11 protein-coding genes are annotated in these 13477 nt (G+C 37.9%); all 11 read right to left on the minus strand.

Features of this window, described 5'->3' with window-relative positions; all coding sequences use genetic code 11:
- Positions 1–506: 506 nt before the first annotated feature.
- Complete coding sequence (gene garD / locus LC095_RS04530) at positions 507–2039, minus strand: galactarate dehydratase (RefSeq protein WP_413467449.1); 1533 nt, start codon at positions 2037–2039, stop codon at positions 507–509.
- Between the two features lie 217 nt (positions 2040–2256).
- On the minus strand, positions 2257–3720 hold the full coding sequence (gene gucD / locus LC095_RS04535) for an alpha-ketoglutaric semialdehyde dehydrogenase GucD (RefSeq protein ID WP_226527027.1): 1464 nt from the start codon (positions 3718–3720) through the stop codon (positions 2257–2259).
- A gap of 33 nt (positions 3721–3753) precedes the next feature.
- Positions 3754–4692 (minus strand): 5-dehydro-4-deoxyglucarate dehydratase, encoded by a 939-nt coding sequence (gene kdgD / locus LC095_RS04540; RefSeq protein WP_226527028.1) that lies wholly within the window; start codon positions 4690–4692, stop codon positions 3754–3756.
- A gap of 166 nt (positions 4693–4858) precedes the next feature.
- Positions 4859–5854, minus strand: coding sequence for a tripartite tricarboxylate transporter substrate binding protein (locus LC095_RS04545; RefSeq protein ID WP_226527029.1), 996 nt, complete (start codon positions 5852–5854; stop codon positions 4859–4861).
- A 64-nt stretch (positions 5855–5918) separates the two neighbouring features.
- Complete coding sequence (locus LC095_RS04550) at positions 5919–7424, minus strand: tripartite tricarboxylate transporter permease (protein ID WP_226527030.1); 1506 nt, start codon at positions 7422–7424, stop codon at positions 5919–5921.
- Positions 7425–7436: 12 nt separating this feature from the next.
- Positions 7437–7943, minus strand: a complete 507-nt coding sequence (locus tag LC095_RS04555) for a tripartite tricarboxylate transporter TctB family protein (protein ID WP_226527031.1) — start codon at positions 7941–7943, stop codon at positions 7437–7439.
- Between the two features lie 18 nt (positions 7944–7961).
- Positions 7962–8978 carry a mannonate dehydratase gene (locus LC095_RS04560; RefSeq protein WP_226527032.1) on the minus strand — a complete coding sequence of 339 codons (1017 nt, stop codon included), beginning with the start codon at positions 8976–8978 and terminating at the stop codon, positions 7962–7964.
- A 286-nt stretch (positions 8979–9264) separates the two neighbouring features.
- Positions 9265–9963, minus strand: a complete 699-nt coding sequence (locus LC095_RS04565) for a FadR/GntR family transcriptional regulator (RefSeq protein WP_226527033.1) — start codon at positions 9961–9963, stop codon at positions 9265–9267.
- 195 nt (positions 9964–10158) lie between these two features.
- Positions 10159–11517 carry a glucarate dehydratase gene (gudD, locus tag LC095_RS04570; protein WP_226527034.1) on the minus strand — a complete coding sequence of 453 codons (1359 nt, stop codon included), beginning with the start codon at positions 11515–11517 and terminating at the stop codon, positions 10159–10161.
- 28 nt (positions 11518–11545) lie between these two features.
- Complete coding sequence (locus LC095_RS04575; RefSeq protein ID WP_319005756.1) at positions 11546–12913, minus strand: MFS transporter; 1368 nt, start codon at positions 12911–12913, stop codon at positions 11546–11548.
- Positions 12914–13222: 309 nt separating this feature from the next.
- On the minus strand, positions 13223–13351 hold the full coding sequence (locus LC095_RS27230) for a YjcZ family sporulation protein (protein WP_139367431.1): 129 nt from the start codon (positions 13349–13351) through the stop codon (positions 13223–13225).
- Positions 13352–13477 lie beyond the last annotated feature (126 nt).

Below are 13477 nucleotides of genomic sequence, written 5' to 3' on the forward strand. Positions count from 1 at the left end.
CCACCTTTTTATAAAAGGTGGGGATTGTGTATAGATTAAAATTTAAAACTGTTTACCGCTTTTTGCAGCTCTTCTGCCATTGAAGATGCGTTTTCAATTGATGCCAGCATTGTATGTGCTTTGGTTTTTATCATTTGTACAGTATCTAATACCCTAAGCTTTGCGACCTAATCTTTTGAATTGTGTGCCTTTATCATTGAATATATATGTTAATAGAGTTATATTACATGAACATTACAACACTTTCAATATGAATTCTTCATGGAAAATGTTTCTAGTTCAGAAAGAGATCAACGCTGATTTAGTAACAAGACCTTTTTCCTAGTTTAAACTTATAAACATAATGAGATCTATCCCGATGATTGCCATGACAACAAGATGGTGGCCATTGGCACGAACTCGGGCTTCAAATCCCGATATTCCTACAATTCTGCTTAGTGATTAAACATCATAAAAAGAGAAAGGCAGACTGTAAAAAACATGGGAGCCTTACGTCGTTTTTTTTCTTATGTCACGGGCGCAGGATTGAATAAGGCTATATCGTTTTTCAATCCCCAATGCTCAGCCCATGTTTGCTTATGACCGCTTGCAACGTCCAGGATGAAATGGAAGAGCTCCCACCCTACATCCTCAATCGTTGCATCACCTGTTGCAATTTGACCTGCATTTACATCAATTAAATCCTGCCATTGTTCCTTTAGTGCGTTTCTCGTTGATACTTTAATAACCGGCGCCATCGCCAATCCGTACGGAGTCCCTCGGCCGGTCGTGAATACTTGAAGATGCATTCCACTTGCTAATTGTAGAGTACCGCATACAAAGTCACTTGCTGGAGTTGCTGCAAACAGTAATCCTTTTTGTTTAGCTTTTTCACCTGGAGGTACAACGCCGACGATTGGGGTAGAGCCGGATTTCACAATAGAACCTAATGATTTTTCAACCACATTAGACAACCCGCCTTTTTTGTTGCCTGGTGATGGGTTAGCACTCCTGTCTGCCTCACCTCTTTGTAAATAATCGTCATACCATTTCATTTCATGGATAAGTGCTCGACCAACTTCTTCATTAATAACCCTTGGAGTCAATAAATGTACGGCATCTCTTACTTCAGTAACTTCTGAAAATAAAACGGTTGCACCTGCCCGGACCAAAAGATCAGCTGCAAATCCTACAGCAGGATTCGCGGTAACTCCAGAGAATGCATCACTGCCACCGCACTGTAACCCTACCACTAAATCAGATACAGGACATATCTCACGTTGCCGCTCATTTAACGTTTTTAATCGTTCCTCTGCCATGTTCATAATCATGCCGATCATATTGATAAATCCATGCTGATCCTGCAATGAAACAATTTTTTCTTGATCTCCATCGGGAACTAAACGGTCTGGGGCTAATTTTTCACATCCTAAACCGACTACCATGATTTCTCCTCCAAAATTAGGATGTGTCGCGATATTTTGAATCGTGCGAATTGGAATGACAGCCTCTGGAGCATTGATAGCAACACCACATCCATATGTATGATTGATGGCAACGACGTCATGAACATTTGGGTAGTTTGGCAGGAGTTCCTTTTTTATTTGGTTAACAGCATAATCCAGTACACCTGCCACACATTGAACACTAGTTGTAATTCCAAGGATATTTTTTATCCCTGCACTTCCATTAGAATTACGATATCCTAAAAAGGTATATCCTTCTATTGGAGGAAGTGGATCAGGTACATGGTTAGCTAAAGGAAGTTCATCTAATTCAGGTGGTGTTGGCAGCTTGACTAATGATTCTTTTACCCAACTCCCTTTTTTTATCTGTTCTTTTGCGTAACCAATTACTTCACCATATCGGATGATAGATTGATTTAGCGATAAGTCTGTTAGTGTTACTTTATGCCCTTGTGGTACATAATCCTCTAAGGTAAGTCCACAAGGAAAAACAGTCCCTTTTGGCAAACCACCTGCATTTACAATAATTGCTACATTGTCTTGTGGATTGACTTTTATATAGAGAGGAATTTCCTTCGTTTCTTTCAAAGTCATGTGAAGACATCCCCTTTGCATATATTGATAAGAGTATTTTAGGTAAGACGAAACAAGCGAACTACCAATTTTTTTTAAAACACAATGATATTTTTGTTTGAGATATTAAAAGACTTTCACCATGTTAGGGATCTGGACGAATTTTACTGGTTCTTCAATGACATTCAATTCAGACACTACCCAATATATTGATCATTTAGATATTGATTTATCAAGATTACTTGACAAATACCGTCTTAATTGATGTGAAAAATTCCTTTGCAGCTTCGCCTTGCTCACGAGAATGTGAGCTAGATTGTTTCATGCCTCCGAAAGGTGCTTGAAGCTCAACACCGGCACTCTCTGCATTAATACGTACAAGTCCTGCTTCCATATCTTCTATAAAGGAAAGCATGTTAGAGATATTACTTGTAAAGATTGAGGCGCTTAATCCATATTGCACATCGTTTGCAAGAGCAAGTGCATCTTCGATTGATTGGACTTGAATAAGGGCAATAACAGGTCCGAAGATTTCCTCTTGAGCGATTGTCATATCAGAAGAAACGTTATCAAAAATCGTCGGCTCGACATAAAACCCTTTATCAAACTCTCCGCCAGTTAAACGATTTCCACCTACAACTAATCGTGCTCCTTCTTGTTTTCCTTTTTCGATGTAAGAAAGAACTGTGTTTAATTGGCCTTCACTTGCAGATGGCCCCATCCAAATTCCATCCTGTAGTCCGTTTCCAACTGTTATGTCTTTTGTTTTCTCTACTAGTTTCTCTTTAAATGTTTCATAGATGGATTCTTCAACTATTACCCGGCTAGTTGCTGTACATTTTTGTCCTGTTGAACGAAAGGCGCCACTAATTGTAGCTTCAACAGCAAGATCCAGGTCAGCATCTGCTGCAACAATCACAGGGTTTTTACCGCCCATTTCAAGTTGGTATTTTGCTCCGCGATGTAAAGCAGCTTGACCAATTCCTTTACCTACACCATTTGATCCTGTAAATGTAATTCCATTTACATCTGGATTTTCTGTGATAGATGGTCCGATAACGGATCCAGAACCTGTTACAAAATTCACAACTCCTGCAGGGAATCCGGCTTCTTCAAAGCATTCTATGACTTTTGCAGCTGTTACAGCTGTTTCTTGTGCAGGTTTTAAAACGACCGTATTGCCGTAAATTAAAGCAGGTGCCATTTTCCAAATTGGAATGGCAACAGGAAAATTCCAGGGTGTAATAACACCGACCACTCCTAAAGGTACTCTGCTTGTAAACATTAATGCTCTGCTGTCTGTCGAAGGAATCACATCTCCAACTTTACGCATCCCTTCACCAGCATAATAACGAAGAATCGCTACCCCACGAGCAGTTTCGCCTTTAGCTTCAGGCAATGTTTTTCCCATTTCACGTGTCATTGTTTCCGCTACTTCATCTAACCGTTTTTCTAAGATATCCGCTGCTTTATATAAATAAGCTCCTCGTTCACTCCCTGCTAATTTTCTCCACGACTTTTGTGCAACTTTCGCAGCAGAAACCGCTTGATCCACTTCGTCTTTTGTTGATATTTGTACATAGCCGACGATCTCATCATAGTTTGCAGGATTGATACTTTTTTGTACTTCACCACTTAAAGATTCTGTCCAAGCTCCGTTAATAAAATTTTTGTATGTTCTATTTTTTATTTCAACAGTCATGTTTTTTCCTCCTTTGTATTCTTGAAAAATATTTTATGATTTAGTTACTTCCTTTTTTTGAGTGGGATATTTTTCTAAGGTTTTCTCAATGATCTTTCTTAATTGCTCAAAATGTTCTTTTTCAACTGGTACACATGGTGGCCGTACGCTATTTTCCACCGGTAAGCCTATTATATTCATTCCAGCCTTAATTAAAGAAACAGCATATCCTTTTCGTTTTTTTCTAATATGATTTATCGGAAGGAGTACATCTAAGTAGATTTCATTTGCTAATTGATCATTTCCTTCCAATAATGCGTTGAAATATAGTGTTGAAATATGCGGAAGATAGTTTGATATGGCTGAGGAATATGACTTAAATCCAATTCCTTTGTATGCCGGCATGGTGATTTCAGCAAAAGGCATGCCGTTTAACCATTCCACTCTGTTTCCTATTGTTTGTGTCAGCTCCATGTTTAGCTCCATATTGCCATAACCGTCTTTCACCCCAACAATCTGTGGGAATTCATCGAGTAAGCGCTTTAATGCTGGTGGCTGTAATACTGCATTATCTCGCTGATAAAGAATTGCATTTAAATCACTTTTGCTAAGGATCGTTTTGTAATAGTTATATAATCCATCTTGTTCCCCTTCAATAAGGTAAGGAGGCAAGATTAAATAACCATCTACTCCTAAATCTGCTGAAAGACTAACTAATTCAACAGCTTCTGCAATCGATCCACCAACTCCTGCATAAACCGGAATCTGTTCATTTGTTACAGCAACCGCAACTTCGATCATTGTCTGATATTCAGCTTTATTTAGTGCATGAAATTCACCTGAACCACAGGCAATAAAGATAGATGAAATCCCTGAATCCATTAAAAATGTAATATTTGCTGCTAACGCCTGTTCATCAATATTTCCTTTTTCATTAAATGGTGCTGTTGGAAAACCTAAAATTCCTGTTGGAGATTTTCTTTTTACCGTCATATGTGTTCATTCCTTTCCAAACCATTATTTGTCTAATTGTCTTACAATTAAATAAATTGTAAGACAATTATAATAGATTGTCAACTTGTAAGATTAAAAATACGTATTCTCTAATTGAACAAGGATGCTCATAACAATATTCTTGTTATGAGCGTTTATCAGGTTTTTACTCCTTATTGATTTCAATATATTTTTCTTCTGTCTGTTTCATATAATCAAACGCTTCGTCAGGATTCATAAAGGTTGGTGTTACAAGGAATTTTTCCGCTTCTCTCACATATTCTTCATCGTTTACGACATTCTCAACTGCTTTTGAAAAAGCATCAACAATTTCATCGGGTGTGTCTGGATTGAATCCAAAGAAAAAGAATTTCTCGAACTCACTATTTACACCTTGCTCAACAAATGTTGGTACGTCAGCCATAAGATCAACACGGTCACTAGCCATGATACCAAGAGATCTCATATCTCCGGATTCAACATAACTCTTAACAAGACCTAATGATGTTGGAACGATATCCACATGTCCACCTAATAATGCTGTTACTTTTTCGGCAGCACCCCCTACATCAACAATATTTAACTCGATGCCTTGGTCTTTTTGTAAGGCCAATAATTGTAAATGTGTAAATCCGCCAACCTCTGTCGCTATCGATACTTCTCCCGGATTCTCACGTGCGAATTCAACCATTTCTTTAAGATCCTTGAATTTGGAATCAGCACTTACCATAAACGTATTCCCCTGATCTAATAGAGAAATCCCTGCAAGTTTAAAAGAATCATAACTATCCTGTGTTAAACCCATGATTCTGTTTAACAATAAAGAGTTATGGAAAAATAATACAGTGTATCCATCTGGATCAGCATCTAACACTTCATTTGCCCCTACAGTCCCACCTGCGCCGGTTACATTTGAAATTACAACTGGTTGCCCTAATTCTTTTTCTAAATATTTGCCTAGTAATCTCGCATTCGCATCGGTATCACCACCAGCACCTGCAGGTACGACAACTGTAATTGGTTTTGTAGGATAATTACTTTTATCACTGCTCCCCTGACTACTTTCTCCTCCTTGACTTGTCGATTGAGAACAACCGGCAAATATACCTGCAACTATAATACCCATGACCAATAATGAAATACCTTTGATAAATTTTTTCATAACCAACCTCCTCATTGTTTTTATATCTATAGGATTTTCCTATAAACAAAGATAAAGATATACTTTATGCTCCAATCGAATTTGAATCGATCGCGCTTTTTTTCTTATAATTACTTCTAATTTTGAAAAGAATTGATAGAAGAGCTAATAGTAGGAATGCAGCTGCAATTGGCTCTGTAACAAATGGTGTAAAATCGCCTTTTGAATACATCAGCCCTCTTCGTAAATTGGTTTCTGCCAAAGGACCTAAAATAAAGCCAAGAATGACAGGTGTAACTGGAAAATTAAATTTCAACATGGCATAACCAAGAATTCCGAAAAACAATAGAGCTCCTGCATCAAATAAACGGTTATTAACACCAATCGCACCAACCACACAAAGGACAAGGATTATTGGTAGTAGAATATATTGCGGGATGCTTAATACTTTCGTGAAAAGCCTCATCCCCCAGAAAAGTAAAGCAATCATAAAAATATTTGCGATAATTAATGCAGCAAAAATACTATAAACAACATCACCGTTGTTTTCGATTAGCAATGGACCAGGACTAAGTCCGTGGAGAATTAACCCACCTAAAAGTAGGGCTGTTACCGTATCACCGGGGATTCCCAATGATATTAAGGGGACAAGTGCTCCACCGACTGCTGCATTGTTTGATGTCTCTGATGCAACTATTCCATCCGGAATTCCTGTACCAAATTTTTCGGGTTTCTTTGATTGATTTTTGGCAGCAACATACGCAATAATATTAGCCGTTCCTCCACCAATACCAGGTAAAATCCCTATTCCTATCCCGATTAGCGCTGAACGTAATCCATTCCAGCCTTGTTTAAGAAAATCACTGAAAGAAAAACCAAAACCTTTTAATTTATATTGAACCGATTGTCCCTTTCCAAGCTTTGTTTCAGCTGATTTTATTATTTCCGATACTGCAAACAATCCTATGAGCACCGGTAAAAGCTGAAAACCAGCATTTAGGTCTTCAAAGCCGAACGTAAATCTTGGAAAAGCATCAATTGGTGCAGAGCCAACCATAGCCAATGAAATCCCCATCAAACCGCTTAATAACCCTTTGATTAAGGAACTGCCTGATAAACTGGAAATCATTGTTAATGCAAAGATGGTGATAGCAAAATATTCGAAAGGTCCAAATTTAAGTGCTAATTTTGCCAGAGGAGGAGATAGCAGCATAAGCACAATGATACTAAGTAATCCTCCTAAGAAAGAGAATAGAATCGCATAGCCAAATGCTGGCCCGGCCTGCCCTTTTTGGGCCATTGGATAACCGTCAAACGTCGTAGCAATGGATGATGGAGTTCCGGGGAGATTTAATAGAATGGCAGGAATAAGTCCACCAGATACTCCTCCTATGTAAAGTCCCATTAATAAGGACATGGCAACAATCGGGTCCATCCCAAATGTGATTGGTAATGTAATAGCAATCGCCATTGTAGCAGTCAAACCAGGGATTGATCCAAACACTAATCCCAGAGCTACACCCCCAAGAATGTAAGCGATTGTCGAAATGGTTAAAACAGATGCAAATCCATCAATAAATAAATCAAACATACCGTCCCCCCCTTACCCTAAAATTCCTGTTGGAAGCATTAAGTAGAATACATATTTAAATATAAAGTAGATGAATATTGAAGTAGCAATTGATATCCCAATAAATAAAACGATTCTTCTTTCCGTTTTAGCTGCCAGGACATACATTTGGAAAAACAAATAAACAGTTGTTGTAATAAGAAACCCTATATATGGTAATAGAGCGATATAAAGTACTAGTAATCCGACTGTTAAAAGTACAGAGAGTGGTCTAATTTTCTTTTTCTCTTCTGTATTATTTTCTTTATTCGGAATTATTTTTGAAGCTGCTTCGCTTTTTGATTTTATCTGTTGCTTAACAGATGAAATTAAATAGAAAACACTTAAGATTAACATTCCAATTGCAACCAATTTTGGTACAAAGTCGGCTCCAACCTTAGAAACAGTTAACTTTATAATACTGTTTGAGGCCATGTACATGACAATTGAGAATAAAATTAAGAAAGCGCTTGCAAATATATCTTTATTAAGCCTGGCCATATCGACTCACCTCCCAAATCATTTTCCTTCAAATTCTACTAATGCTGCCAGTAAGGCCTTTAAATATCCAATAGAATAAGCAAATCCTACACTTCCATAACTCCATCCTATGTTAGAGTGGGCCCAGTTTCCGTCAAGATCCGGGTTATCTCCTTCCATCATCGGTACATGATCAGGGTTTAAACAACCATCGTAACCAACCTTGCGAAGTTCTAGTAAAATCTTAAACATATTCATATCACCATCATCTAATAGAGCCTCTTCAAAAGCTCCTGCTGTTGGCAAACTACCTCTTACATTACGGAAATGTACGAGGAAAATGCGATTTTTTCTTCCATAATTATTGATTTCATTTAAAACAAGTGGACTGCCGCCTTCTTCTGCCCGGGTTCCAACACAATAAATATATCCTACATTCTTGCTTGGAAATTCATCCATAATTCGACGATAACCAAGTCCTCCAAATGGAGTATCATGATTTGGTGAATCAGAAGGATGCATCCCTAAATTCACATCATAATCCTCACATACAGGAACAAGTTTTGAATAGGCATTTCTGAAACGGCTCCACCATTTTTCATGTTCTTCTAGTGTAGGAGTTTCATAAGGTTCTTTGTTAAACCCCAAGCTCTCACCTCGAGCAATGGCTCCTCCTCTATGCCTTGCTTGATAGCTTTTTGTCATGTAGTTAAAAGTATCGCCTGCAAAACGCTGCCTAACGATCTTAATCCCTGCTTCACCAAAAACCTTTACAGCATTAACCGAGTTTTCTACCTCTTTCTCACTTCCGTCTTCAGTGTTCATATATTTGCTCGAAAGATTTGGTAAAGTCACACGGTTTATATCAAGGCCAAACGATCTGATTTTACGTTTCATTTTTAAAAGTTCATCTAAATCAGGAAAACCTTGTTCTTTTACACCGGGAAACGAAGAACCTGTTCCAAAATCAATACAATCTACCCCTAACTGACACATTTGCCGTAATTCAGATTCAGTTAAATCAAATTTGGTCGTAGTCACCGACACTTTCATCATCCTTGACTCCCCCTTGATTTTTAAATTGTAGAGAATTGAGTATCCGCTTACATTTAACGTTGTGATAATTAATAAATATTACATTTTAATTGTAAGACAATTAAAATGTGTAGTCAACCTTAAAATTGGAAAATCATCATTTATGGAAAAGGTGAATTATTTATCCATTCTTACGCAAACTTGCTAAGGTTTATTTTCTATGGATCTTACCATTTTTCTAATGATAAAAATTCTCTCGTACAAAAAAAACCCGAACAAGAAATAGTTTCTTATCCGGGTAAAGTTTCTATTTTTTTAAGTTTTTTAGTGCCTTTTTTCTAACAAAATCAAGGTGGCGGTACATACTCGCGTACGCTTCAATTGGATCACGCTTTTCAAGTGCGTTATATATATCAACATGATATTGGATGGTTTGTTCTAGATTTCGATCTTCCAGTGGAATTTGTTCTAACACCTTTTGATGAAAGCTTTGTAACGGATCAATAATGGCTTCAAATAAAGGGATTTTTGCCGAAAGTGCTATTACCTTATGAAATTCCTTGTCAACTTCTGACGAATCCTCTGTAGGAAGTCCTTTCATTTCTTCAATCAGATCCCTTAACTTTGCTAGATCATCATCAGTTATTTTTTCAGCCGCTAAAGTAATTAACCCAAGCTCTAATGCAACCCGTGTTTCGATGATGGAAGATAGATCTGTTGCCGAAAGTGCTAACATCATGGAAAACGGCTTACTTCCAACTCTATCTGAGAAAAATGTGCCATTTCTGGTTTTCCGGTTCACAATTCCTAACACTTCTAATGAAGTCATAGCTTCCCTTATGACAGGCCTGCTTACATTACAGATTTCCATTAATTCTATTTCTGAAGGAATGCGGTCACCAGGTTTAAGTTGGCCTGTCGTAAGTAAAGAGATAATTTCATCAATGACCTGATTAGACAGTGTTTTCCGACTTAGGGATTTTATATCCACATGTTTATTTTCCACTTAGGCTCCTCCTCCCTTCTTAAATATATTATTGTATGACAATTTTACTAAATCGTAATTCAATAAGGAAAAGTTGTCAAGATTTAGCATATATACGCTTATTCGAAAGATATTCACGTGGTTAAATTATATTAGTAAAGAATATCTAGTGAAAAAGCGTCACTCATCGAGTAACGCACATGTCAAGGTAGAACATTATCTGACTAAACAAGGTTTTTTCGGATCGAATTTCCATCCGGGAATCAAGTATTGCATGGCGATTGCATCATCACGAGCTCCAAGACCTTCTTTTTTGTATAATTGGTGTGCTTTTTCGATTTGATTCATATCGATCTCAACACCTAATCCTGGTTTTGTCGGAACTTCCACCATACCACCTGTGATTTTAAAAGGTTCTTTTGTCAGGTGCTGCCCATCCTGCCAAATCCAATGAGTATCTATTGCAGTAATGTTTCCGGGCGCAGCTGCGGCAACATGAGTAAACATTGCTAGAGAAATATCAAAATGATTATTAGAGTGAGACCCCCAAGTTAATCCCCATTCATGACACATTTGTGCGACGCGAACAGAGCCTTGCATTGTCCAGAAATGTGGATCTGCAAGAGGTATATCCACTGATTGAAGTTGGATGGAATGTCCCATTTGGCACCAATCCGTTGCAATCATATTTGTTGCAGTAGGAAGACCTGTTGCACGTCTGAATTCAGCCATTACCTCACGAGCAGAATAGCCGTTTTCTGCACCACAAGGATCTTCAGCATACGCTAATACATGGTGCTGATTGCTGCAAAGTCGGATAGCATCCTTTAATAGCCAGCCTCCATTTGGATCTAGAGTAATTCTGGCATCCGGGAAGCGTTCTGCTAAAGCTGTGACAGCTTCGATTTCTTCCTCACCGCGGAGGACACCACCCTTTAATTTAAAGTCATAAAATCCATAACGCTCATGAGCTGCTTCTGCTAACCGTACAATTGCTTCAGGTGTTAAAGCTTCTTCATGACGAAGGTGGGACCAAGCATCTCCCGCATTCCCTTCACTTACATAGTCAAGATCTGTTTTGTTACGATCACCTATATAAAATAAGTAACCAAGCATCTCTACCTTATTTCGTTGCTGGCCTTCACCAAGGAGTGCAGCAACGGGAACACCTAAAAATTGACCAACTAAGTCAAGTAGTGCCGTTTCTAAAGCGGTTACAGCATGAATTGTAGTACGTAAATCAAATGTTTGAAAGCCACGACCACCTGAATCCCGGTCTGCAAATTGCCTGCGAACTTTATTTAAAATATTGTTATACGTTCCTATGGATTGACCCAACACTAGCGGTCTAGCATCTTCTAGTGTTTGACGAATTTTTTCCCCGCCTGGTACTTCACCAACGCCTGTATTCCCGTTATTATCTTTTAAGATGACAATATTACGGGTAAAATATGGAGCATGGGCACCACTTAAATTTAACAGCATGCTGTCATATCCTGCAACTGGAATGACACTCATTTCTTTAATCACAGGCGTACTAATTTTGACTGTGTCTTTTATTAAATGATTTTCCATATGCTTTCTCCCCTATCAATCTTATTTTCTATGAAGCTTTCAATTCAACACGTTTAATTTCTCCTACTAGGAATAAATAGCTGAAAATGGCGATTAGTGCATTAGCACCGACAAATACAAGCGCTCCATTGAATGAACCAGTGGTGCCAATAATATAACCAATTATAATCGGTGTCGTAATTCCGGCGATGTTGCCAAATGTGTTAAAAAGACCACCGCTTACACCAGACATTTCTTTTGGCGATGTATCAGACACAACGGCCCAGCCAAGTGCACCAAACCCTTTACCGAAAAACGCCAATGCCATAACAAAAATGACAACCCACTGTGCTTCAACATAGTTAGCGGCAACCAAGCTCATTGATAACACCATTCCAATGACAATGGGTGTTTTACGGGCAATTGTTAAGGAAAACCCTTTGCGGAGTAAGAAATCCGAGAACATCCCTCCAAGTATTCCGCCTAGAAAGCCACAAATTGCCGGTAAAGATGCAATTAATCCTACTTCTAAAATGGTCATGCCTCTTTCTTGAACAAGATAGACAGGGAACCATGTAAGAAAGAAATATGTTAAGGTTGTTATGCAATATTGACCAAGGTAAATACCAAGTAGCATTTTATTGGTAAGTAGTTTCTTAATATTCTTCCAGTTTGCTCCTTTCTCTTCCTTCTTCTCTTTCTCTATCTTTTGATCCATATTAATTAAAGCTCCGCCTGCTTCAATATAATCAAGCTCAAGCTTACTCATTCGTGGATGATTCTTTGGATTGTGTATTGCTTTTAACCATAAGAAAGCTACAATAATACCAAGAGCACCCATAAAATAAAAGACATATTCCCAACCAAATTGATATGTTATGTAACCCATTATTGGTGCAAAGAGAACGGTTGCAAAATACTGTGCTGAATTAAATGTTGCTGCTGCTGTACCCCTTTCATGACTTGGAAACCATGAAGCAACAATGCGACTGTTCGCAGGAAAAGAAGGTGCCTCTGCAAGACCTACTAAGAAACGTAGACCGAATAATACGATGACAGCAGTCCCGGCAGTCCCAAAAAAACCGATAAATCCTTGTAAAAGAGTAAAAATCGACCATAGTAAAATGCTCCAAAAGTAAACCTTCTTTGAACCGAAGCGATCAAGAAGCCATCCTCCGGGAATTTGCCCTGCTACATATGACCAAGCAAATGCTGAAAAAACATACCCCATCATCACGGAATCCAATCCTAATTGATTGGACATATCAGATCCTGCAATCGATAATGTCGCTCGATCTGCATAATTTAGAGCTGTTACTAAAAAAAGCATAAAAACAATAAACCAACGTGTACGTGTCTTTTTTTCCGGTGTAGGAATCAATGGTGAAGTACTAATTACTTTTTCTGGAGCGCCCATAGCTTCACTTCCTTCATCTGAATGACATCGCTTACATATTTTTTATATAGTCATCACCCTAGTTGTTGAAGTTTACATATACGATCACGCCTTTTTAAGTTATTTAATAAACAATTGCTTTTGTCTAATTGTAAGACAAATAAATTTCACTGTCAATTCTTTTAATAAATGATCTGATGTGTTCGAAGAGATTACAATAAATTGGTGTATGCATAAAAATGTGATATGTGTACGCTCAATCATCTTTTTATTTATACGAATAATATGTAAAAAGACACTAATAAATAGTGTCTTTTCAGGCGATTATTATTAACATTTATTACCGTAAATTGTTGCACCTATAATGATTAATAAGATGAATAGGACAACGATGAGCGCGAATGTATTTCCATAACTTGGAGCACAATATCCATAAGCAGGAGCTACATAACTAGGCATAACAGGTTGATGTGGAATATTTGCTCCAGCAACATGTGGTGCATTTGCACCTGCCATATGTGGACTGTTTTCATAACCGTACATTTAACATCTTCCTTTCGTTTTTAAAAAATCTAGGACGATATA

Origin of the sequence: Metabacillus niabensis (assembly GCF_020524345.1) — a bacterium.
Classification (GTDB): domain Bacteria; phylum Bacillota; class Bacilli; order Bacillales; family Bacillaceae; genus Metabacillus; species Metabacillus niabensis_B.

Bases quoted from the DNA above. Each gene is read 5' to 3' on its own strand.
- gucD (WP_226527027.1), bottom strand. From the start codon at position 3,720: ATGACTGTTGAAATAAAAAATAGAACATACAAAAATTTTATTAACGGA.
- LC095_RS27230 (WP_139367431.1), bottom strand. From the start codon at position 13,351: ATGCCTAGTTATGTAGCTCCTGCTTATGGATATTGTGCTCCAAGTTAT.
- LC095_RS04550 (WP_226527030.1), bottom strand. From the start codon at position 7,424: ATGTTTGATTTATTTATTGATGGATTTGCATCTGTTTTAACCATTTCG.
- LC095_RS04555 (WP_226527031.1), bottom strand. From the start codon at position 7,943: ATGGCCAGGCTTAATAAAGATATATTTGCAAGCGCTTTCTTAATTTTA.
- garD (WP_413467449.1), bottom strand. From the start codon at position 2,039: ATGACTTTGAAAGAAACGAAGGAAATTCCTCTCTATATAAAAGTCAAT.
- kdgD (WP_226527028.1), bottom strand. From the start codon at position 4,692: ATGACGGTAAAAAGAAAATCTCCAACAGGAATTTTAGGTTTTCCAACA.
- LC095_RS04560 (WP_226527032.1), bottom strand. From the start codon at position 8,978: ATGATGAAAGTGTCGGTGACTACGACCAAATTTGATTTAACTGAATCT.
- LC095_RS04545 (WP_226527029.1), bottom strand. From the start codon at position 5,854: ATGAAAAAATTTATCAAAGGTATTTCATTATTGGTCATGGGTATTATA.
- gudD (WP_226527034.1), bottom strand. From the start codon at position 11,517: ATGGAAAATCATTTAATAAAAGACACAGTCAAAATTAGTACGCCTGTG.
- LC095_RS04575 (WP_319005756.1), bottom strand. From the start codon at position 12,913: ATGGGCGCTCCAGAAAAAGTAATTAGTACTTCACCATTGATTCCTACA.